This window comes from Rhizobium sp. O111 (genome assembly GCF_055616315.1).
Genome location: NZ_JBSHXL010000001.1, coordinates 587,646 through 609,133 on the forward strand (window position 1 = coordinate 587,646; position 21,488 = coordinate 609,133).

The 21,488-nt window shown below is 63.6% G+C and carries 21 protein-coding genes; 12 read left to right on the plus strand and 9 right to left on the minus strand.

Annotated features, from left to right (window positions below; all coding sequences use genetic code 11):
* Nucleotides 1-14 precede the first annotated feature (14 nt).
* Together ACVTFQ_RS02920 and thrC are read right to left on the minus strand one after the other, a co-directional pair.
* Nucleotides 15-1,313, minus strand: coding sequence for a M16 family metallopeptidase (locus tag ACVTFQ_RS02920; RefSeq protein WP_026283105.1), 1,299 nt, complete (start codon nt 1,311-1,313; stop codon nt 15-17).
* Between the two features lie 27 nt (nt 1,314-1,340).
* On the minus strand, nt 1,341-2,741 hold the full coding sequence (gene thrC, locus ACVTFQ_RS02925) for a threonine synthase (protein WP_111561918.1): 1,401 nt from the start codon (nt 2,739-2,741) through the stop codon (nt 1,341-1,343).
* Between the two features lie 232 nt (nt 2,742-2,973).
* Here thrC and ACVTFQ_RS02930 point away from each other — a divergent pair, with 232 nt between their 5' ends.
* A complete protein-coding gene (locus tag ACVTFQ_RS02930; protein ID WP_181459223.1) occupies nt 2,974-3,633 on the plus strand; it encodes a hypothetical protein in 660 nt (219 codons plus the stop codon).
* Nucleotides 3,634-3,871: 238 nt separating this feature from the next.
* Here the strand turns inward: ACVTFQ_RS02930 and ACVTFQ_RS02935 are convergent, their stop codons facing one another.
* On the minus strand, nt 3,872-4,561 hold the full coding sequence (locus ACVTFQ_RS02935) for an HAD family hydrolase (RefSeq protein WP_018899055.1): 690 nt from the start codon (nt 4,559-4,561) through the stop codon (nt 3,872-3,874).
* 187 nt (nt 4,562-4,748) lie between these two features.
* Here ACVTFQ_RS02935 and ACVTFQ_RS02940 point away from each other — a divergent pair, with 187 nt between their 5' ends.
* The 3 genes from ACVTFQ_RS02940 (at nt 4,749) to ACVTFQ_RS02950 (ending at nt 6,627) form a co-directional block, all read left to right on the plus strand.
* Complete coding sequence (locus ACVTFQ_RS02940) at nt 4,749-5,420, plus strand: GntR family transcriptional regulator (protein WP_111564353.1); 672 nt, start codon at nt 4,749-4,751, stop codon at nt 5,418-5,420.
* 201 nt (nt 5,421-5,621) lie between these two features.
* The gene (locus ACVTFQ_RS02945; RefSeq protein WP_111564354.1) at nt 5,622-6,200 is read left to right on the plus strand and encodes a biotin transporter BioY; all 579 of its coding nucleotides are present in this window, start codon (nt 5,622-5,624) and stop codon (nt 6,198-6,200) included.
* A gap of 1 nt (nt 6,201) precedes the next feature.
* Nucleotides 6,202-6,627 (plus strand): DUF1284 domain-containing protein, encoded by a 426-nt coding sequence (locus ACVTFQ_RS02950; RefSeq protein ID WP_111564355.1) that lies wholly within the window; start codon nt 6,202-6,204, stop codon nt 6,625-6,627.
* Between the two features lie 77 nt (nt 6,628-6,704).
* Here ACVTFQ_RS02950 and ACVTFQ_RS02955 read toward each other — a convergent pair whose 3' ends face one another.
* Nucleotides 6,705-7,403, minus strand: a complete 699-nt coding sequence (locus ACVTFQ_RS02955) for an ArsR/SmtB family transcription factor (RefSeq protein WP_112437417.1) — start codon at nt 7,401-7,403, stop codon at nt 6,705-6,707.
* A 101-nt stretch (nt 7,404-7,504) separates the two neighbouring features.
* On the opposite strand from ACVTFQ_RS02955, the gene ACVTFQ_RS02960 reads away from it, so the two are divergent.
* Nucleotides 7,505-7,834 (plus strand): NIPSNAP family protein, encoded by a 330-nt coding sequence (locus ACVTFQ_RS02960; protein ID WP_111564357.1) that lies wholly within the window; start codon nt 7,505-7,507, stop codon nt 7,832-7,834.
* Nucleotides 7,831-8,184, plus strand: a complete 354-nt coding sequence (locus tag ACVTFQ_RS02965; RefSeq protein ID WP_111564358.1) for an antibiotic biosynthesis monooxygenase family protein — start codon at nt 7,831-7,833, stop codon at nt 8,182-8,184. Before ACVTFQ_RS02960 ends, ACVTFQ_RS02965 begins: the two co-directional genes overlap by 4 nt.
* 3 nt (nt 8,185-8,187) lie before the next feature.
* Here ACVTFQ_RS02965 and ACVTFQ_RS02970 read toward each other — a convergent pair whose 3' ends face one another.
* Nucleotides 8,188-8,373, minus strand: a complete 186-nt coding sequence (locus ACVTFQ_RS02970; protein WP_047507875.1) for a hypothetical protein — start codon at nt 8,371-8,373, stop codon at nt 8,188-8,190.
* A 182-nt stretch (nt 8,374-8,555) separates the two neighbouring features.
* On the opposite strand from ACVTFQ_RS02970, the gene ACVTFQ_RS02975 reads away from it, so the two are divergent.
* Nucleotides 8,556-9,686, plus strand: a complete 1,131-nt coding sequence (locus ACVTFQ_RS02975) for a site-specific DNA-methyltransferase (RefSeq protein WP_047507873.1) — start codon at nt 8,556-8,558, stop codon at nt 9,684-9,686.
* 172 nt (nt 9,687-9,858) lie between these two features.
* On the opposite strand, the gene ACVTFQ_RS02980 is transcribed toward ACVTFQ_RS02975, so the two are convergent.
* The 4 genes from ACVTFQ_RS02980 to mutY all read right to left on the minus strand — a co-directional run bounded on the left by ACVTFQ_RS02980 (nt 9,859) and on the right by mutY (nt 13,080).
* Complete coding sequence (locus ACVTFQ_RS02980; RefSeq protein WP_111564359.1) at nt 9,859-10,770, minus strand: hypothetical protein; 912 nt, start codon at nt 10,768-10,770, stop codon at nt 9,859-9,861.
* Nucleotides 10,771-11,005: 235 nt separating this feature from the next.
* Nucleotides 11,006-11,371: a nuclear transport factor 2 family protein gene (locus ACVTFQ_RS02985; RefSeq protein WP_111564360.1), complete on the minus strand. Its 366-nt coding sequence runs from the start codon at nt 11,369-11,371 to the stop codon at nt 11,006-11,008.
* A 2-nt stretch (nt 11,372-11,373) separates the two neighbouring features.
* Entirely contained in the window at nt 11,374-11,982 is a 609-nt protein-coding gene (locus ACVTFQ_RS02990; RefSeq protein ID WP_111564361.1) for an HAD family hydrolase, read from the minus strand.
* Nucleotides 11,983-13,080 (minus strand): A/G-specific adenine glycosylase, encoded by a 1,098-nt coding sequence (mutY, locus tag ACVTFQ_RS02995; RefSeq protein WP_111564362.1) that lies wholly within the window; start codon nt 13,078-13,080, stop codon nt 11,983-11,985.
* A 94-nt stretch (nt 13,081-13,174) separates the two neighbouring features.
* Between mutY and ACVTFQ_RS03000 the strand changes: the two genes are divergently transcribed.
* The 5 genes from ACVTFQ_RS03000 (at nt 13,175) to ppdK (ending at nt 21,486) form a co-directional block, all read left to right on the plus strand.
* Nucleotides 13,175-13,663 carry a DUF721 domain-containing protein gene (locus ACVTFQ_RS03000; protein ID WP_111564363.1) on the plus strand — a complete coding sequence of 163 codons (489 nt, stop codon included), beginning with the start codon at nt 13,175-13,177 and terminating at the stop codon, nt 13,661-13,663.
* A gap of 33 nt (nt 13,664-13,696) precedes the next feature.
* Entirely contained in the window at nt 13,697-13,876 is a 180-nt protein-coding gene (locus tag ACVTFQ_RS03005) for a hypothetical protein (protein ID WP_313761090.1), read from the plus strand.
* A gap of 165 nt (nt 13,877-14,041) precedes the next feature.
* The gene (locus ACVTFQ_RS03010; RefSeq protein WP_047507864.1) at nt 14,042-14,734 is read left to right on the plus strand and encodes a DsbA family protein; all 693 of its coding nucleotides are present in this window, start codon (nt 14,042-14,044) and stop codon (nt 14,732-14,734) included.
* Between the two features lie 225 nt (nt 14,735-14,959).
* Entirely contained in the window at nt 14,960-18,421 is a 3,462-nt protein-coding gene (locus ACVTFQ_RS03015; RefSeq protein WP_111564466.1) for a chromosome segregation SMC family protein, read from the plus strand.
* Nucleotides 18,422-18,816: 395 nt separating this feature from the next.
* Nucleotides 18,817-21,486 carry a pyruvate, phosphate dikinase gene (gene ppdK / locus ACVTFQ_RS03020; RefSeq protein WP_111564364.1) on the plus strand — a complete coding sequence of 890 codons (2,670 nt, stop codon included), beginning with the start codon at nt 18,817-18,819 and terminating at the stop codon, nt 21,484-21,486.
* Nucleotides 21,487-21,488: the final 2 nt, after the last annotated feature.

Consider the following 21,488-nt stretch of genomic DNA (forward strand, 5'->3'; position numbering starts at 1 on the left):
ACGCGAATGCAGGTTCAAAGTACGGCTTGCTTGCCCTGTGGGGCAGGCGAGGTGAGCGACGCGGCGATGTCTTCCATCGGCGCCAGATGCTCGAGCGGGCCGATCGCCGAAAGCGTCGGCACGGTGTCGAAGAACAGCCGGCCCGCAAGGTCGGTCAGGCGTTCGATGGTGATGCCTTCCAGCCGCTCCATCATTTCAGGATTGGAGATCGGCCGGCCGTAGAGCATCATCTGCCGCGCCACCTGGCCGGCACGCGCCGCCGGGCTTTCCTGGCCCATCAGAAGCTGCGCGCGGATCTGTGCGCGGGCACGCTCGATTTCCTTCTGGTCGATCGAGGTCGCCGACTTGTGCAGCTCGTCGATGATGACGGGCACCAGTTCCGGCAGGTTCTCGCCGCCGGTCGCGGCGTGAATGCCGAAGATGCCGGTGTCGGAAAAGCCCCAGTGGAAGGCATAGATCGAATAGCAGAGGCCGCGGATTTCGCGCACTTCCTGGAACAGGCGGGAAGACATGCCGCCGCCGAGGATGTTGGCGAGGATTTGCGAACAGTAGAAATCGCGCGCGTGATAGGCCTTGCCCTCGAAGCCGAGCAGGATCTGGGCGTCCATCAGGTCGCGCGTCTCGCGGATATTGCCGCCGATGTACTTGGCGGGGTCCATGACCGGCGTGGCACTCGGCGCGGTCGGCAGCGACGCGAATCGCTCCTCGACCATGCGCACGAACTCGTCGTGCTGCACGGCGCCTGCGGCGACCACGAACATGCGGTCGGTCGTGTAGTTGCGGCTGAGATAGCCGCGGATCTGCTGCGGCGTGAACGACACCACCGTCTGCGGCGTGCCGAGAATGGCGCGGCCGAGCGTCTGGTCGCGATAGGCGACTTCGGAAAACCGGTCGAACACCACATCATCGGGCGTGTCGTTGGCGGCGTTGATTTCTTGCAGGATGACCTGCTTCTCACGCTCCAGCTCTTCCTCTTCGAAAGCGGATTCGGTGAGAATGTCAGCCAGGATATCGACGGCGAGCGGCACGTGGTCTTTCAGGACGCGCGCGTAGTAGGAGGTCGTTTCGGTCGAGGTGGCGGCGTTTACTTCGCCACCGACATCCTCGATCTGTTCGGCGATCTCGCGGGCGCTGCGGCGCGCGGTTCCCTTGAAGGCCATGTGTTCGAGCAGGTGGGCAATCCCGTGCTCGTCTGTCGTCTCGTTGCGCGAACCTGATTTGATCCAGACCCCGAGTGCTGCACTTTCGAGGTGCGGCATGGTCTGTGTCACTACTGTCAGCCCGGATTTGAGCCGGGTGCACTCAACTGTCATTGGCTATCTTTCTGCGCCTTCTGCCGATTAGGCCCGGGAATGCTCGTCGATAAATGTTTCTACCTCTTTGAGCTCGGGCTTAACGATCTGAAAGCGCTCCTCCTTGTCCATCAAATCAGCAAGCCACGTCGGAAGCGCGGGGTCAATACCGGATGCGGATTTTACGGCGGCGGGGAACTTAGCCGGATGCGCGGTGGCAAGCGTCACCATCGGCGAATTGGCCTTTTCGTGCTTGTCGGCCACGAAAACGCCGATCGCCGAATGCGGATCGAGCAGATAGCCGGTCTTTTCGAGCGTGGTCTTTATCGTCTCGGCCACCTGCTTTTCGCTGGCGCGGCCGGCGCGGAAATCCTTCTTGATGAAGGACATCGCATCGGCGGAAATGTCGAAACCGTTCGACTGCTTCAGACTGTCCATGGCGGCGCGAACCTTCGAGGCATCGCGGCCATAGGCCTCGAACAGCAGCCGTTCGAAATTCGATGAAATCTGGATGTCCATCGACGGCGAGGTCGTCGCCTTGACGTCCTTCATCTCGTAGCGGCCTGTCTTGATCGTGCGCGCCATGATGTCGTTTTCGTTGGTGGCAACGACCAGCTTGCCGATCGGCAGGCCCATGCGCTTGGCGCAGTAACCGGCGAAGATATCGCCGAAATTGCCGGTCGGCACGGTGAACGAGACCTTGCGGTCGGGTGCGCCCAGCGTGATCGCCGTCGTGAAATAATAGACGATCTGCGCCATGATGCGCGCCCAGTTGATCGAGTTGACGCCCGAGAGCTTCACCTTGTCGCGGAAGGCGCCGTCGTTGAACATCGCCTTCACGAGGTTCTGGCAATCGTCGAAATTGCCCTCGACGGCGAGCGCATGCACGTTCGACGCCGTCGACGTCGTCATCTGCCGCTGCTGAACCGGCGAAACCTTGCCATGCGGGAAGAGAATGAAGATGTCGGTGCGCTCGCGGCCGGCGAATGCGTCGATCGCGGCCCCGCCCGTGTCGCCCGAGGTGGCGCCGACGATGGTGGCGCGCTCGCCGCGCTTTTCCAGCGCATAGTCCATCAGCCGCGCCAGAAGCTGCATCGCCACATCCTTGAAGGCGAGCGTCGTGCCGTGGAAGAGCTCCATCACGAAGCTGTTCGGGCCGGTCTGCACCAGGGGCGCGATCGCCGGATGGCGGAAGGTGCCGTAGGCTTCGTCGATCATCGCGCGAAACGTGTCAGCCGGAATTTCACCGTTGGTGAACGGCGACAGGATGGTGAAGGCGATGTCCTGGTAGCTCTTGCCGCGCAGCGCCCGGATCTCCTTCTTGGAGAATTGCGGCCATTCGCGCGGCACATAGAGGCCACCGTCACGCGCCAGACCCGCCAGCAATGCATCGCAGAAACCGAGAGCAGGGGCTTTGCCGCGGGTCGAGATATATTCCACTGTCGTCATCCTTGATGTGCCGGCCTAGATAAAATCCGGATTGAAGAGAAAACCTGTGTCGCGCCGCCTCTTGGCCGCAGCTCTGGCCTTCGCCGGCTGCAATCCCGAAATGTGCATCAAAACAGTGCTTACCCAATCGATTTTTGTTTGCGCCGCTGATATAGACCATCGCAAACTGTCACGAAAGGCCCTGTTTTCACTCAGCAGGCCTGGCAAAAAACTTTGTGAAGAGGGTGGAATAATCGTGCTCGGCAAGGTCTCTCGTCTTATCGCTTCCGTATCCTTCGCGGCTGTTCTGGTCGGCTGCAACTCGCTCGGGATGGGCGGTGGAGAAACGAAGACGGCGGAAACGGCACCCGCTGGCGCCACCGGCCAGATCATGCCGATGTCGCCTGCCAACCCGTCCTCCAACGACCCGTCGATCGGCACCGCCACCACGGCGTCCGGCACCACGGCGCGCGTCGTCCAGGGCGCTTGCCCGACCATCTATATGAAGGACGCAGACGCGATCCTCTACCGCTACGCCGGCGGCGCCAAGACCGGCGCGCCCGACAAGCTCTCCTTCCAGGCCTCGATCGGCAACTACACGCGCCAGTGCACGCTGAACGACCAGAACCTCGTGATGACCGTCGTGGCACAGGTCCGCGTCGTCGCAGGCCCGGCCGGCACCGGCGGCAACGTCACGCTGCCGATCCGCATCTCCGTCTTCGATGGCGAAGACGCGCTCTATTCGGAAGTCACCAACTTCCCCGCCCAGATCGACCCGACCGGCGCCACCCAGGTCCTGTTCCGCAAGGACGACATCAAGCTGCCCGTCGGCTCCGGCGCACTGGTCCGCGTCAACGTCGGCTTCGACCAGGGTGCACCCGCCAAGGGCAAGGGCAAGAAGAAGTCTAGCTAACGGGGCTTTGGGGTAGGGCGGCTATGGCCGCTTTGTGGGGATAAAGGGTGAGGTTGTGCCGCGTGGCCCCCTCATCCGCCTGCCGGCACCTTCTCCCCGCTGGGGAGAAGAGACTCGGAGCCGGCCGCTCGCTCCATCTTCCCTTCGCCCCAACGGGGAGAAGGTGGCCCGAAGGGTCGGATGAGGGGGCTTCACGGCACAGCGCCTGAGCCCATTCCCGCAAACATCTCATCCAAACTCACGCCACGCCTTCCCATTCCGCCAGCGCCGCAACCACACCCGGCAGATCCACCATCCGCGAAATCACCGTCTCGGCACCCGCATCCGTCAACCGGTCGGCATGCGAGGGGTAGGTGTGCGAGGCGCCGGTGAAGCCGATCACCCGCATACCGGCGGCGCGGGCCGCATGGACGCCGTGCACGGAATCCTCGACCACCACGCAACGCGACGGCGAAGCGCCCATCTGCTTGGCGCCGTGCAGGAAGATATCGGGCTTCGGCTTGACGCGATCGGCGCCGAGGTCCTTGGCCGAGAAGATGTTCGGCGCGAAGAACTGGCTGAGCCCCACCTTCGAGAGCATCATGGTGAGCCGCGCGCTGGAAGAGTTCGAGCAGATGCAGCGCTTGAGATCGATGCGCTTGATGGCCGCCTCGACGCCCGCGATCGCCTGCACGTCGGATGCAAGGCGCATGTCGAGCAGCTTTTCGGACTTGTCGAGCAGCGAGGCCGAGAGCGGAATGCTGGCGTCGCGCTCCACTTCCATGAGGATGTTCTGCCAGGTCATGCCGGAGAACCGCTCGCCCATCTCCTCGATGCTGATTGGATAGCCGGCCTCCGTCAGAAGCTTGGACTCGACGTCCGCGGCGATGATTTCGGAATCGACCAGAACACCGTCGCAGTCGAAAAGGATGAGGTCGAAGCCGTTCATATAAGTCTCAAGCCTTGGTTTGTGGGGATGCTGCGGCTTTACACGATGCCTCGCCCGATCTCAACCGGCCGGGTGTCATGGCTGGCCTGCGGGTGCTGGATGGCTAGGGTTGCGCTCAATTGAAATGCCTGCGGATGCAGGCGCTTGCCGCCTCGACAAGCCACGGCTCGCCCTCTAATGGATGAGTATGGCCAAGGAACCGGAAGACACAATCGCAAGCCGCATCAGCCGCGTGCTCGCCGACCGCATCGTTCGCGGCGAACTGCCGGCCGGCTTCCGTTTGCGCCAGGACCATATCGCCGAGGAGTTCGGCGCGAGCCACGTGCCCGTGCGCGAAGCCTTCCGCCGCCTGGAGGCCCAGGGGCTTGCGATCAGCGAGCCGCGCCGCGGCGTGCGCGTCGCCTCCTTCGACATCAAGGAGGTCCGCGAGGTGGCCGAGATGCGGGCGGCACTCGAAGTGCTGGCGCTGCGCCACGCCGCCAAGCATCTGACGCCTGCAATCCTCGACGCCGCCGAGGAGGCGACCCGCGAGGGCGATGCGGCGGCCGACGTCCACGCCTGGGAAGAGGCCAACCGCCGCTTCCATCGATTGATCCTGACGCCCTGCAACATGAGCCGGCTGCTCGCCTCGATCGACGATCTCCACGCCGCCAGCGCCCGCTTCCTGTTTTCCGCCTGGCGTTCGGGCTGGGAAAAGCGCACCGACCACGACCACCGCGCCATCCTCGTGGCCTTGCGCCAGGGCAGGGTGGAAGAGGCGGCCGGCATCCTCGAGCGCCACGTCCAGTGGATCGGCCGCGCGCCGAAATCCACCAACAAGGCTGGCGAAAACGGCGAAGCCTTCGCCATCGTCGGCTGATTTCTCAAAATTATAGATAATTTGTTGTCGGCGTGAATCGCCTAGAAATGTGCGCATTTGCGCTCACTTTCGCCGCCGATCCTGCGTGTGATCCCGCTTGTCCACCGCGCAATCGCATCGTACCCGCTTGCCATCGCGAAAAATCTCTCTCATAAAATAGATGGGAATCAAAAATTATCTATAATTTGAGAAGGAGAGTTCATGTCCCTGTTCGATCAATCCCAGGAGTTCCGTTTCGACCCGCTGCGCCTCGCCGCCCGCCCGGCCGCCATCAAGGCCGTCTTCGTGCTGGCGGGCACGCTCATCCTGGCGCTCGCCTCGCAGATCTCGGTGCCGATGGTGCCGGTGCCGATCACCATGCAGACCTTCGCGGTGACGATGATCGGCGCGCTCTACGGCTGGCGCCTCGGCGCGGCGACGGTGCTGGCCTGGCTCGCTGAAGCAGCCATGGGTTTCCCGGTTCTGGCCGGTGGCGCCGGTGGTCTGGCACCCTTCGCCGGCCCGACGGCGGGCTATCTCGCATCCTTCCCCGTGATCGCCGCCCTTGTCGGCTGGCTTGCCGCGCGCGGCTGGACCGGCGATGCCGTGATCCGCAGCTTCGCAGCCCACTTCGCCGCCAATATCCTGTGCCTGGCGATCGGTGGCCTGTGGCTCGCAAACCTGCTCGGCATGGAAAAAGCCTGGCTGCTCGGCGTTGCCCCCTTCATCCTGGGCGCGGTGCTGAAGTCGGCGCTGGCGGCAGCCGTGCTGAAGGGTATCAGGATCTACACCGGCCGCTGAAGTGACCATTCGCCTGCGCGCCCACCACCTGCTCTGCATGCTGACCTTCGTCGGTGAAGGCTACACGCCCGCCTTCACCGAGAATTACATCCGCATCGCCCGGCGCCTGTCGTCGGGGGAGGATATCGAGCTGGTCGACGGCCCCGACGATATTTGCGCGCCGCTGCTCTCAGGAGCGGCGGCGCATTGCCACAACGAAAGCGTCGTGGCGCGGGACAGGGCGGCGGCGCAAGCCGTCGGCCGTCTGTTGGGGATGGCGGTCTGGAAGGGCACCCGCATCTATCCCGACGCGGCGCTGCTGAAACGCCTGCGCCGCAATTTCGCTCTCGGCACGATCCGCAAGGCCTGCGACGAGTGTGAATGGAGCGAACTCTGCAACGATATCGCCGAGCGTGGCTTCACCGATGTGCTGGTCACGCCAAGCTGACGCATGTCTCCCGAAAGTGGTTCCCGGTTTCGGGACAAAGACATGCGCCAAAACAAGAGCCTGAAGCGCGTCGCGCTTCAGGCCGCGACCGACGTCTTCACCGGAAACAGTGCCAGGAATTGGCGTTCTCCATCAGGCGAAAAGATCACCGAGCGGCTGCCCGCCGTACGACGCGCCCAACCCTTGTCGAAGAAGCTCGCAAGGAGCGCCTTGCCGAGGCTGCCCGCCAGATGCGCTCGCCGCTCGCTCCAATCGAGGCAAGAGCGGCAGAGCGGCCGCCGCGACGCCTTGAGGTCGGCGACATTAATCCCGATGCACTGGAACGTATCCTCACCCTTCGCGGTCAGCGCCAAGCCGTCGCCGACGGCGTCGATCGCGCCCTTGGCGACGAGGCTATCCAGCATCCGCACCCCGTAATCGCCGGCAAGGTGGTCGTAGCAGATCCGCGCCTTGCGCAGCGCAGGCTCCTTCGGCCCCGGCCGGTGGCGCAGATGCCCGCGGCTCGCCGCAAAGCCCATCATGCTCTCGATCAGCCGCGCGACAGTTTCATCAGCAAGCGTGAAATAGCGATGCCGACCCTGCTTGCGGGGAAGGAGCAGGCCGCCGGCCTCGAGCTTGGCGAGATGCGCGCTCGCCGTCTGGAGCGTGATGCCGCCAACAGCGGCGAGCTCGGTCGCCGTCAGCGCCTTCCCGCCCGTCAGCGCGGCCAGCATGTTGGCACGCGCGGGGTCGCCGATCAGCGCGCCGATCTGAGCGATATCAGGTCCTTCCTTCACGGCTCACCTCCTCAGGATCTTATCTTCCATACTTCGACCGTAGCCGAAGCATCTCCGTCTCGCAACATGGCAAAACCATCCTGCAATCAAGGAGAAAAAAGATGATCACCTGCTTCATCCGCTACGAAATCGACCCGTTCAAGAAGGATGCCTTCGCCGAATACGCGCGCAATTGGGGCGAGGCGATCCCGCGCAACGGCGCCGATCTCATCGGCTATTTCGCCCCGCACGAGGGTTCGGCAACGACGGCTTACGGCGTCTACAACATCGAAAGCCTCGCCGCCTACGAAGCCTACCGCGCCCGCCTGACCGCCGACCCGCTCGGCCGCGAGAACTACGAATTCGCAAGACGCGAACGTTTTATCCTCAAGGAAGACCGCATCTTCCTGAAGAACGTCTCGCTCCCCCACGTCGCAAAGGTGCTGCCATGATCGCCGTCATCTTCGAAGTCCTGCCCTATATGGGCGAGCGCCACACCTATCTCGACCTCGCCGGCGAACTGCGCGCCGAATTGGAAAAGATGGATGGCTTCATCTCCATCGAGCGCTTCGAAAGCCTGACGATGCGCGGCAAGCTGCTCTCGCTCTCCTTCTGGCGCGACGAGGGAGCGGTCAAACGCTGGCGCAACCTCGAACACCACCGCGCCGCCCAAGCCGCCGGCCGCGGTGGCATCTTCGCGGATTACCGTTTGCGCATCGGCCATGTCGTGCGCGATTACGGAATGAAGGAGCGGGACGAGGCGCCGGCGGATAGCCGGGCGGTGCATGATGCGGTGGGTTAAGGATCAGCCCGGCCGTTTCGAAGGGCTGAGCTTTCCATCCTCATCGAGATCGTCAAGTTCGTAAGGCGCATCGGTTTCAACGCGCGCATTGCGGATCAGCCGAATTTCTTCATCGGTCAACTCTCCCGCCAGAATGCTCTTCCGGGACGGTTGCTTGCCTGAGCTTTCGGCTGCCTTGGTCGATCGCATCGCGTGTTCGCTCCTGAGAATTCAATCATAGGCAATAGCCTGCAAACCGGCAAGTGCGTGCCACGTGACGCGCGCTGGCGATTTTATTTTCCCGAAATCGCACCCCGGTTCAGGCTTTGGTAACCAAGATGAGTAACCATAACAGACAGTAAAGAGCGTAATGTGTATGAGCGAGTTAAAAGATGGCGTCTGTATTTCCGCTTGCCGATCTCAAGGCCTCCGCAAAGCCGGATTCCTGGATCGACACGATCATCAAGGGCGATTGCGTTGCCGCTCTTGAAGCCCTCCCGACCCATTCCGTCGACGTCATTTTCGCCGATCCGCCCTATAACCTGCAGCTCGGCGGCAATCTGCATCGTCCCGATCAGTCGCTGGTCGATGCGGTCGACGACGAATGGGACCAGTTCGCCTCCTTCGAAGCATACGATGCCTTCACCCGCGCCTGGCTGCTCGCCTGCCGCCGCGTGCTGAAGCCGACGGGCACGCTCTGGGTCATCGGCTCCTATCACAACATCTTCCGCGTCGGCGCCACGCTGCAGGATCTGAACTTCTGGATCTTGAACGACATCGTCTGGCGCAAGACCAACCCGATGCCGAACTTCAAGGGCCGTCGTTTCCAGAACGCACATGAGACGATGATCTGGGCGAGCCCGAATGCTAAGGCCAAGGGCTACACCTTCAACTACGATGCGCTCAAGGCCTCGAACGACGACGTCCAGATGCGCTCCGACTGGCTGTTCCCGATCTGCAACGGCCATGAGCGCCTGAAGGGCGAGGACGGCAAGAAGGTGCATCCGACGCAGAAGCCGGAAGCGCTGCTTGCCCGTGTCATCATGGCCTCTTCGAAGCCGGGCGACATCATCCTCGATCCGTTCTTCGGTTCGGGTACCACGGGCGCCGTCGCCAAGCGCCTCGGCCGCCACTTCGTCGGCATCGAGCGCGAGCAGGATTATATCGACGCGGCCTCCGCCCGCATCGAGGCAGTCGAGCCGCTCGGCAAGGCGGAATTGACGGTTATGACCGGCAAGAAGCAGGAGGTCCGCGTGGCCTTCAACACGCTGGTCGAAAGCGGCCTCATCAAGCCCGGCCAGGTGCTGACCGACGCCAAGCGCCGCTATAGCGCGATCGTTCGCGCCGACGGCACGGTTACGGCAGGCGGCGAGGCGGGTTCGATCCACAGAATGGGCGCAAAGGTCCAGGGTTTCGACGCATGCAACGGATGGACGTTCTGGCACTTCGACGATGGGCAATCCCTGCGCCCGATCGACGATCTCAGAGCCGTCATCCGCAGTGATCTGGCAAACGCGGGCTGATCCGCGAAAGGCCCGATCGAGACTGCCGTCGACCGGTTTTTGTACCTCCAGTTGCGGAAGACGGCAAAAGGCGCCCGGGATCATACCCCGGGCGTCTTCAGTTCAGGACTTCCAAGACAGCAAAAGACGCCCGGATCGCTCCGAGCGTCTTTTCAGTTTTCAGCTTCACCGCTTAGCGGCGCAGTAACGCCATCCGCTCTTCATCCTCGTCGCGCTGGCGTCCGCCGATTGCGGCGGCGACACTGGCGATGAAGGCGCCGACGAACAGCGACAGTGCGCCGAACAGGGCAACCGCCGAAGCCGTCTTGCGGGCGTTATCCGCAGCCTCCTTGGCAGCAAGCTTGGCGTCGTCGATGCGCTTCATGACGGCATCGACGCGTGCCTTGGCATCGGTCGCGGAAAGGCCGGTGCGGGCAGCAACCACCTGCTCGACAAAGGCCTGGTCATCGGCCGAAAGCTTGCCGTCGACAATGCCGTTCACCAGCACGCGCGTCACCTGGGCATTGACCGCTTCATCGCTCTGGTTGCCGGCCGCAGGCGCCGTATTGGCCGGGCGCAGCAAGGCGTCGGTGAAGTAGGCCGGCGAGAAGCCGCTCGTATTGTCGCTGGCGCTGACAGCCGCCCCGGCACCTGCGGCGCCGACTGCTCCCACCGCTGTTGCGGTGGCCTGCGTGCCGGTGCTGATCACAGATGACAGCGCCGATCCCAGCAATCCGGCAACGACCACTGTTGCCAGCGCCCAGGAGAGGAAGCCATGCGCGGTATCGCGGAAGAAAACCTCGTACGTGTGGACGCCGACCCATTTGGTCCGCAACCGGCCGGTCAGATAACCGCCGAGCGCGGCCGAAACCCATTGCACGACGATCAGCCAGATCGCGGCCGTTGCGCCGATCGCGGTCAGCGAGGCGTTGTCATGCGACCAGGGCGATACCATGGTCAGGCCAAGGCCGGAGCCGATGAGGATGAAGATCAAGGAGATCGCGGTGGCGGCCAGCGTGCCGGCGATGATCGGCCCCCAGCTGACGGCGGGAGCCGATGATTCCAGTGGTGCGTCGGTCACCACGGCGGAGGAGGTAAAGGACATCGCCGACCCCCTAGTGCCAGAACAGCAGGATGATCAGGATCAGCGGGATCGGAACGCCCAGAAACCACAGCAAGATACCTCTACCCATCATAACCTCCCGTCAGCACGGCTGACTTATCGTTTGCTCGAAACCGCGTCATGCGCGGGTCCTCACAAAACCGTCAACGGCGCTGATTGTTCCTAAGGCGATGAGAGATTTACGGTTTCTCTTCGCGGGCAGGGAGGGAGGCCTGGCTTAGAAGTCTTGGTAATCCTTCACATCCACCCGCGTCACGCGTCCCTCTTCGTTGAAGGTGATCGTCTCCTCGCCCTCACGCACCAGCTGCTTACCGGTCTTGCTGTGCGTGGCACGCACCGACCATACGGCGCGCCCAGCATAGGGGCTGACGCGCTCGACAAGCGTGTTGAAGGCTGTCTGGTCGGGGTAGTCGTCGAAATATTTGCGGAACGCCGTCATGATCTCGTCGCGGCCCGCAAGACTGCCGACGCCGTTCGAGACATAGGTCGCGTCCTCGGCGAAATAGTCTTCGATCATCTGGTAGTCGAGCCTGTTGATCGCGTCGTGAAACAGGGTGATTTCCTTGACTGGATCGAATGCCATGATCAGACCCTCACGCCGCGTTCTGCAAGATCGGCCCGCAGCTGCTCGGCGCCGGTGAAGAGCACCGCGTCCCATCCCGCCTTCTTGGCGCCTTCGATGTTGGGCGCCGAATCGTCGATGAAGATCGTCGTTGCCGGATTGAGGCCGAAGCTCTCTGTGTGCGCTTCGTAGATAGCGATATCAGGCTTGATCAGGCCGATATCGCCCGAGACGGTAACGCCGCGCGGCTTGGTGAGGAAGGGGAAGCGCACCTGTGCTTCGCGGAACGTGTCGGAGGCGAAGTTCGTCAGCATCGTCACGTCGCGTCCCTCAGCGATCAGCCCTTCCATGATGGCGACGCTGTCGTCGTAGGAATGCGATACCATCTCGTGCCAGTGCTTGCGGAAGGCGCGGATGTGTTCCTCGCGATCGGGGTGCTTGTCGATCAAAAGCGCCTCGGCATCCGCCCATGTGCGGCCGCGGTCCTGCTCGATGTTCCAGTCGTGGGTGCAGACATTGTCGAAAAACCACTGCCGCTCGGTCGCATCCGGAATGATGCGGCTGAAGGGAATGTTCGGATCGTAGTGGATAAGAACTTTTCCGATATCGAAAACGATATGATCAATAGGCATTTATCCGTCCTTGGACTGTTGAAACGCGCGTGGAATAGCCGCTGTGATCGCTTTTTTCATGACTGTGGGCAATGCCTGCGCGTCAAGATTTGTAACCGGCTCCCACCATCCGTCATCCCCTTCGATCCTGGCGGAGATCGCCACGCGCCAGATCGAAAGCCTGAGCTCGAAATGGGTGAAGACATGGGTGACAGTGCCCGATGGCTGCCAGTCGGCCGGGAAGGGGGCTGCGTCCGTCGAGGTCTCGCCGTCGATCCGCGCCGTCCAGCCCGTCGTCGGCACCTCGGTCATGCCGCCGAGCAGCCCGCTCTCGATCCTGCGTCGCAACAGAACCTCGCCATCTGATGTCACCGCCACGAAGGCGGCGCCGACGCGAACGGGCTTGGCTTTCTTGGCGGCCTTGACCGGGAAATGCTCGGGATCGTGAAGCGCCAGCGCCTCGCACGATCCGTTGAAGGGACAGAGCGCGCAGGCGGGCCGCTTCGGCGTACAGATCGTGGCGCCGAGATCCATCATCGCTTGCGCGAAATCGCCCGGCCTGTCCGCCGGCGTCAACAGCGCCACCTCCTGCTTCATCAACGGCTTGGCTGCAGGCAGCGGCGTCGAGATCGCGTAAAGCCGCGAGATCACCCGCTCGATATTGCCGTCCATCACCGATGCCTGCCGGTTGAACGCGATCGCCGCCACCGCCGCTGCGGTATAATCGCCGATCCCCGGCAGCGCCTTCAGCCCTTCCTCGGTATCCGGAAACACGCCGCCATGTTCGTACGCCACGGCCTCGGCGCATTTCTTCAGGTTGCGCGCACGGGCGTAATAGCCAAGCCCCGCCCATGCCGCCATCACGTCCTCGCTGGGTGCGGCGGCGAGATCATCAACCGTTGGCCAGCGCGCGAGGAATTTCAGGAAATAGGCTTTGACTGCTGGAACCGTGGTTTGCTGCAGCATGACCTCGGAAAGCCACACATGATAGGGATCCGGTGTGATCCCGCGCTTTGCCATCGGCGGAGAAACGCGCCAAGGCAGGTCGCGGTGATGGCGATCGTACCAGTCGAGCAGGGGCTTTGCTAAGGGCGCGGTGGTGGTCTTTAAGGTCATCATTTGCCGTGCGGAGGGGAAGTGCCCTATACTTGGCGAAGCATTGCCGCCCGATCAAGGCGGCGGCGCCCGATAGCGGCGGCATCCAAAGGTTTCCATGAGTTATCCACGCAAAGGTGAAAAACAGATCTCCGAACTGGCCAACGGCCTGATCGACCCCGTGCTCGCCAAGCGCGCCGGCATCAACACGGCGCTGCTCGGCTCCTGGGATGAGATCGCCGGCGAGGATTTCGCCGATTGCACCCGGCCGGAAAAGATCGCCTGGGCGCGCGGCGGCGATGACGGCAGCTTCCGCCCCGGCGTCTTGACCATCGCCTGCGAGGGCGCCCGCGCCTTGTTCCTCACGCATGCGCAGGGCGAGCTCATCCAGCGCATCAACAGCTTCTTCGGCTTCTCCGCCGTCCACCAGATCCGCATTGTCCAGAAACCGGTCTCCCAAGCCTTCAAACGCTCCCGCACCCCACCACCCCTGAAAGGCGAGGCGGCGCGCCGGCTGGAGGGGATGATGGAGGGCATCGACAATGAGAAGCTGCGTGAGGCGGTGAAGCGGTTGGGCACGGCAGTGTTGGGGAAGAAGGGGCGGTAGAGCCTCGGCCGCCAGTGTGGCGAGGAGATAAGAATGTCAAACAAGCGGTCAATTGGCACAACAGGCGAGACTACGCCTCTTTCAGATGAGGTGATGCGTAGAAAAATTCGCGAAGCAATCGACGACCCAAGCGATGATATTGATGAGGATGCGGTTTTCGATCGCATCGAGCGTCGCCATGCTGAGCGCATGAGACGCGAAGGCAAGGACTAAACGCCGCCTCCCGCGCCAAATAAAATCAAGAGTTGCTTGCCACTCCCGTCCCTTCGTCCCATCAAGGTCACAATTGTTTGAAGAAACTCGTTCATGCGTGCCTTGTTAGCGGCGATCAGCCGTTATATCGCACTTCCAGCCGCTACTCTCATTTATGAGGAAATTATGCAGATGTCCGAAATGCAACTGACCAAGCGCCAGCTCCTGGGCGGCGCAGCTGCCGCGACCGCCAGCCTGGCGGTCTTCAGCAGCGCCAATGCGGCTGTGGAAATTCCGAAGTCCGACGGCGATGTCGATATGGAAGCCGTGCTGAAGCCGGGCGCTCTGCCGGAAATGGCGCTGGGCAAGGAAGACGCCAAGGTCACCATCGTCGAATACATGTCGATGACCTGCCCGCACTGCGCGCACTTCCACACCACCACCTTCGACGAGATCAAGAAGAAGTATGTCGACACCGGCAAAGCTCGCTTCATCATCCGCGAATTCCCCTTCGACCCGCGCGCTGCCGCAGCCTTCATGCTGGCCCGCTGCAATCCGTCCAAGCCCGAAGATCTGAGCACGCCGGAGCAGTATTTCCCGATGGTCTCGATGCTCTTCAAGCAGCAGCAGACCTGGGCCGCCGCCGAAGATGGCCGCACCGCACTCCTCCAGATGTCCAAACTCGCTGGATTTAGTGAGGAAAGCTTCACGAAGTGCTTGACGAACCAGAAGCTGCTGGATGAAGTGAACGCGACGCGGGAACGGGGTTCCAAGGATTTCGGCGTCAACGCCACGCCGACTTTCCTCATCAACGGGAAGCGCTACTCTGGAGACATGTCGGTTGACATCATGTCGGCCCTTATCGACAGCCTGCTTTAAGCTGAGCCGTTCCTATAAGACGGGCGACGGCGGAAGCCGTGCGCCCGTTTTTTCGTTGCTGCGAAGTTTGCGCGCGCGGCCCCCTCATCCGACCCTTCGGGCCACCTTCTCCCCGTGGGGGAGAAGGGGAGGTAGAGCGAGTGGCCAGCTCCGAGTCTCTTCTCCCCAGCGGGGAGAAGGTGCCGGCAGGCGGATGAGGGGGCTCCGGCTTCCGAGGTCCACCGCATGAAGTTCAACAAGCTCCGCCTCGTCGGCTTCAAATCCTTCGTCGAACCCGCTGAATTCGTCATCGAGCGCGGCCTGACCGGTGTCGTCGGGCCGAATGGCTGCGGCAAGTCCAATCTTGTCGAGGCCCTTCGCTGGGTGATGGGCGAGAACTCGTACAAGAACATGCGCGCGTCCGGCATGGACGACGTGATCTTTTCCGGTTCCGGCAATCGCCCCGCCCGCAACACCGCCGAGGTGGCGCTCTATCTCGACAATGCCGACCGCACGGCGCCTGCCGGCTTCAACGACAGCGACGAGATCCAGGTCACCCGTCGCATCGAGCGCGAGCAGGGCTCCGTCTACCGCATCAACGGCAAGGAAAGCCGCGCCAAGGATGTGCAGCTGCTCTTCGCCGACGCCTCCACCGGTGCCCGTTCGCCGTCGATGGTCGGGCAGGGGCGTATCGGCGAGCTGATCTCGGCCAAGCCGCAGGCCCGCCGCCAGTTGCTGGAAGAGGCCGCCGGCATTTCCGGCCTGCATTCGCGCCGCCACGAGGCCGAGCTTCGCCTGCGCGCCGCCGAAAGCAATCTCGAGCGTCTCGACGACGTGACATCGCAGCTCGAAAGCCAGATCGAGAGCCTGAAGCGCCAGGCCCGCCAGGCCAATCGTTTCAAGTCGCTCTCCGCCGATATCCGCGCCCGCGAGGCGATGCTCCTGCATATCCGCTGGGTGCAGGCCAAGGAGGCGGAGGCCGAGGCCGACAGCGCGCTCAACCAGGCCACCTCCATCGTCGCCGAAAAGGCGCAGATGCAGATGGAGGCCGCCAAGTCTCAAGGCATATCGAGCCTCAAGCTCCCTGAACTGCGCGAAGGCGAGGCCCGCGCCGCGGCCGCGCTGCAGCGCCTGCAGATCGCCAAGACCCAGCTGGAAGAAGACGCCAACCGCATCCTGCGCCGTCGCGATGAGCTCACCCGCCGCCTGGCGCAGCTCTCGGAGGATATCAGGCGCGAGGAACGGCTCGTCGCCGACAATGCCGAGATCCTCCAGCGCCTCGATGCCGAGGAAGCCGAGATCAACGAGATCCTCGCCGATTCCGGCCGTTACGCGGAAGAGACCCGCGAGGCCTTCGAGGAAGCCGCCGCCAAGCTTGCCGACAGCGAGCGCATCTTCGCCGGCCTGACATCGGAACGCGCCGAGGCCGCCGCCGGCCGCAACCAGCTCGAACGCGCCATCCGCGATCTTTCAGATCGCAAGATGCGGCTCGAGCGCCAGATGGACGAGGCCAATCGTGAGCTGTCAGGCATCGGCGAGCGCATCGCGACGCTGCCCGATCCCGACGAGAAGCGCATGGTGGTCGAAGCCGGCGAAAGCGCTGTGGCCGAGGCCGAAGCCGCCATCCAGGCGGTCGAGCAGGCGCTGGCCGCTGCCCGGCAGACGGAGGCGATGTCGCGCGCGCCGGTCGATCAGGCCCGCGCCCAGCTGAACGCCATCGAGACCGAAGCGCGCACCATTTCCCGTATGCTGGCATCCGGTGCCACCGCCGGCGAATTCGCGCCTGTCGCCGATGATCTCAAGGTCGATCGCGGCTTCGAGACCGCCGTGGGTGCTGCCCTCGGTGACGATCTCGAATCCCCGCTCGACCCGAAGGCACCGGCCCACTGGTCGGAGAACGGCGATGGCGCGGCCGATCCAGTGCTGCCCTCTGGCGTCACGCCGCTGATCACGCATGTCCGCGCGCCGGCCGCCCTTGCTCGCCGCCTCAAGCAGATCGGCCTCGTCTCCGACGCCGATGCGCCTGGCCTGATGGCGAGCCTCAAGCCTGGCCAGCGCCTCGTCACCCGCGATGGCGCCGTCTACCGCTGGGATGGCCACGTCACCGGCGCCGATGCGCCGAGTGCGGCAGCCCTCCGTCTGGCCCAGAAGAACCGTCTCTCCGAGCTCGAGAGCGAAGCATCGATCGCCCGCGACGTGTTGGCTGAAGCCGAAGAGCAGCTGGCGATCGCGGCCGAAGCTATCTCGGGCGAGGAACATCGCCTGGCCGAAGCCCGCGATACCGCGCGCATGGCGGCGCGCCAGCTGGCGGAAGCCCGCGAGGCGCTGGCTGCTGCCGAGCGCGCCTCCGGCGATCTCATCCGCCGCCGCGATGTCATTGCCGAAGCCATCAGCCAGCTGCAGAGCCAGCTCGAAGACATCGCCATCCAGGAAGAAAACGCCCGCATCGAGCTCGACGACGCGCCGGATCTCTCGGCACTCGATGAGCGCTTGCGGCTGCAGCAGGCCGATGTCGCCACCGATCGCGGCGCCCTTGCCGAGGCCCGCGCCCGCCACGAGAGCCTGAATCGTGAAAACGACGCCCGCCAGCGCCGCATCATCGCCATCGGCCAGGAGCGCGAGACCTGGCGCCAGCGCGCCGCAAGTGCCGAGGACCACATCGCGACGCTGCGCGACCGCGAAGAGGAAGCCCGCGAGGAAGCCGCCGATCTCGAAATGGCGCCGGACGAATTCGACGACAAGCGCCGGGGCCTGCTGAACGAGCTGCAGAAGGCTGACGACGCACGCCGCGCCGCCGCCGACCTGTTGGCGCAGGCCGAGCTGATGCAGCGCGATGTCGATCACAAGGCGGCGATTGCGCTCTCCGAGCTCGCCGAAAGTCGCGAACGCCGCGGCCGCGCCGAAGAGCGGCTGGTCTCGGCCCGCGAAAAGCGCGTGGAGACCGAGGCGCGCATCCGCGAGGCGCTGAACGTCGCCCCGCACGAAGCCTTCCGGCTCGCCGGTCTCGATGCCATGCAGGCGATGCCTGATCTGCGCGAGGTCGAGCGCGAGCTGGAACGGCTGAAGATGGAGCGCGAACGGCTCGGCGCCGTCAACCTGCGCGCCGAGGAAGAGCAGAAGGAACTGAGCGACCGGCTGGCGGCGCTGATCAAGGAGCGCGACGACGTCATCGACGCGATCCGCAAGCTGCGCGGCGCCATCCAGAGCCTGAACCGCGAAGGCCGCGAGCGCCTGATCGCCGCCTTCGATGTGGTCAACACCCAGTTCCAGCGCCTCTTCACCCATCTGTTCGGTGGCGGCACGGCCGAGCTGCAGTTGATCGAATCCGACGATCCGCTGGAAGCCGGCCTCGAAATCCTCGCCCGCCCGCCGGGCAAGAAGCCGCAGACCATGACGCTGCTCTCGGGCGGCGAGCAGGCGCTGACGGCGATGGCGCTGATCTTCGCGGTGTTTCTCACCAACCCGGCGCCGATCTGCGTGCTCGACGAAGTGGACGCACCGCTCGACGATCACAACGTCGAACGCTACTGCAACCTGATGGACGAGATGGCGGCCTCCACCGAGACGCGATTTGTCATCATCACCCACAACCCGATCACCATGGCCCGCATGAACCGCCTCTTCGGCGTGACGATGGCGGAACAGGGCGTGTCGCAGCTGGTCTCCGTCGACCTGCAAACCGCCGAACAATTGCGCGAGATCGCCTGAGGTCAAGGCGAAACACCCAAAAAAAGTCAGGCCTGAATGGGCTTCTCACCCAATAAGGTGATGCCTTTTTACCCATCTTGCATTAGAAGAAACTGTATGTGCGGTCCGCAGGGATCGCGCCACCGGTTTTGCGTACAGATTGCCGTGCGCATGTGTTGAGGCTTCCTCCACGTTGTATCGGCATGCTGAACCCCCCGTCCGGTTTTCCTGGCCGGACGGAAATAAGGCTTTGCGGGACTTTGTTGCGGTCCCGCAAAGCTTTATTACTCTTCCTGAAAATTCAAACGGCTTGAATACGCGGATGTTGTGCACTGCAACATTTTGGCCGTATTTGTGCGATTTTCATTTTAACACCAAGGGATTAAGCTGATCCCGATTTTGGTGTTGGGGAGAGCATGACCAAGTGGGTCTATACATTCGGTAATGGTGCGGCGGAGGGGCGAGCGCTCGACCATGAGATGCTGGGCGGCAAGGGGGCCAATCTCGCGGAGATGTGCAGCCTCGGCCTGCCCGTTCCCCCCGGCCTGACCATCACCGCCGACGCCTGTTCCGCCTATTATCGCGATGGCCGCCGCATATCCGATGAGGTGCGCCAGCAGGTGCTGGCAGGCATATCGAGCATAGAGGCCGTCACCGGCCGTCGCTTCGGCGCGGGCGCCAGTCCGTTGCTCTTGTCGGTCCGCTCCGGTGCGCGCGTATCGATGCCAGGCATGATGGACACGGTGCTGAACCTCGGGCTCAACGACGAAACCGTTCAGGCGCTCGGCCACGATGCCGGCGACGCGCGCTTTGCCTGGGATAGCTACCGCCGCTTCATCCAGATGTACGCCGATGTCGTCATGGGCCTCGACAACGAGGTCTTCGAGGAAATCCTGGAAGACGAGAAGGCCCGCCACGGCTACGAATACGATACCGAGATGACCGCGAGCGAATGGCAGCACGTCGTCCATCTCTACAAGGCGGTGTTGGAAGAAGAACTCGGCGAGGAGTTCCCGCAGGATCCGCAGGTGCAGCTCTGGGGCGCTGTCGGTGCGGTGTTTTCGAGCTGGATGAGCGCGCGCGCCGTCACCTATCGCCATCTCCACAATATTCCCGAAAGCTGGGGCACCGCCGTCAATATCCAGGCGATGGTCTTCGGCAACCTCGGCAACTCGTCGGCCACCGGCGTCGCCTTCACCCGCAACCCGTCGACCGGCGAAAAGTCGCTCTACGGCGAGTTTCTGGTCAATGCCCAAGGCGAGGACGTCGTCGCCGGCATTCGCACGCCGCAGAGCATCACCGAGGAAGCCCGCATCTCCTCCGGCTCCGACCGGCCGTCGATGGAAAAGCTGATGCCGGAGGCCTTCAGGGAGTTCGTTTCGATCTGCGATCGTCTCGAGGGCCATTATCTCGACATGCAGGATATCGAGTTCACCATCGAGCGCGGCACGCTGTGGATGCTGCAGACGCGCGCAGGCAAGCGCTCGACCCGCGCGGCGATGAAGATCGCCGTCGATATGGTGGACGAGAAGATGATCACCGAGGAGCAGGCGGTGCTGCGCATCGAGCCGTCCTCGCTCGATCAGCTGCTGCATCCGACCATTGACCCCCGCGTTGCGCGCGAGGTGATCGGCACCGGCCTTCCGGCATCACCGGGTGCTGCATCCGGCGAGATCGTCTTTACCGCCGAAGAGGCTGTCATGGCGGAAGAGGAGGGGCGCAAGGTCATTCTGCTTCGCGTCGAGACCAGCCCCGAGGACATCCACGGCATGCATGCCGCCGAAGGTATCCTGACGACCCGTGGCGGCATGACCAGCCATGCGGCCGTCGTTGCCCGCGGCATGGGCATCCCCTGCGTCGTCGGCGCAGGCACCATGCGCATTGATCTGCGCAACGAGCGGCTGATCGGCATGGGCGTGACGCTGAAGAAGGGCGATATCATCACCATCGACGGATCGGCCGGGCAGGTGCTGAAGGGCGAGGTGCCGATGGTGCAGCCGGCGCTCTCGGGCGATTTCGGCCGCATCATGGAGTGGGCCGATCGCGTCCGCCGCATGACGGTGCGCACCAACGCCGATACGCCCGCCGACGCGCGCGCCGCGCGCTCCTTCGGCGCCGAAGGCATCGGCCTTTGCCGCACCGAGCACATGTTCTTCGAGGGCGAGCGCATCCATGTCATGCGCGAGATGATCCTGGCCGAGGACGAGGCGGGGCGGCGCACGGCGCTCGACAGGCTGCTACCCATGCAGCGCGAGGATTTCGAGAGCCTCTTCAACGTCATGCACGGCCTGCCGGTAACGATCCGCCTGCTTGATCCGCCGCTGCACGAATTCCTGCCGAAGACCGACGAGGAAATCGCCGATGTCGCGGCCGCCATGAACATGGACGCAACAGCACTTCGCCAGCGCGTCGATGCGCTGCACGAGTTCAACCCGATGCTCGGCCATCGCGGCTGCCGCCTTGCGATCTCCTATCCCGAGATCGTCGAGATGCAGGCGCGCGCCATTTTCGAGGCAGCCGTCCATGCGGCGCGCGAGACGGGTGCCGCCGTCGTGCCGGAGATCATGGTGCCGCTTGTCGGCCTGCGCTCCGAGCTCGATTACGTCAAGGATCGCATCGACGCCATCGCCCGCGATGTGATGACGGAAGCCGAGATGCAGATCGATTACCTCGTCGGCACGATGATCGAGCTGCCGCGCGCGGCACTGCGCGCCCACATCATCGCCGAAGCCGCCGAATTCTTCTCCTTCGGCACCAACGATCTGACGCAGACCACCTTCGGCATCTCGCGCGACGACGCCTCGGCCTTCATCCCGACTTACCAGCGCAAGGGCATCATCGAGCATGATCCGTTCATCTCGCTGGATTTCGATGGTGTCGGCGAGCTGATCCGCATCGCCACCGAGCGCGGCCGGCGCACCCGCGCCGACATGAAGCTCGGCATCTGCGGTGAGCACGGCGGCGATCCGGCCTCGATCCATTTCTGCGAGGGCATCGGTCTCGACTACGTCTCCTGCTCGCCCTTCCGCGTGCCGATCGCCAGATTGGCTGCGGCGCAGGCGGCGATCAAGGAGAGGTCGCTTTAGGG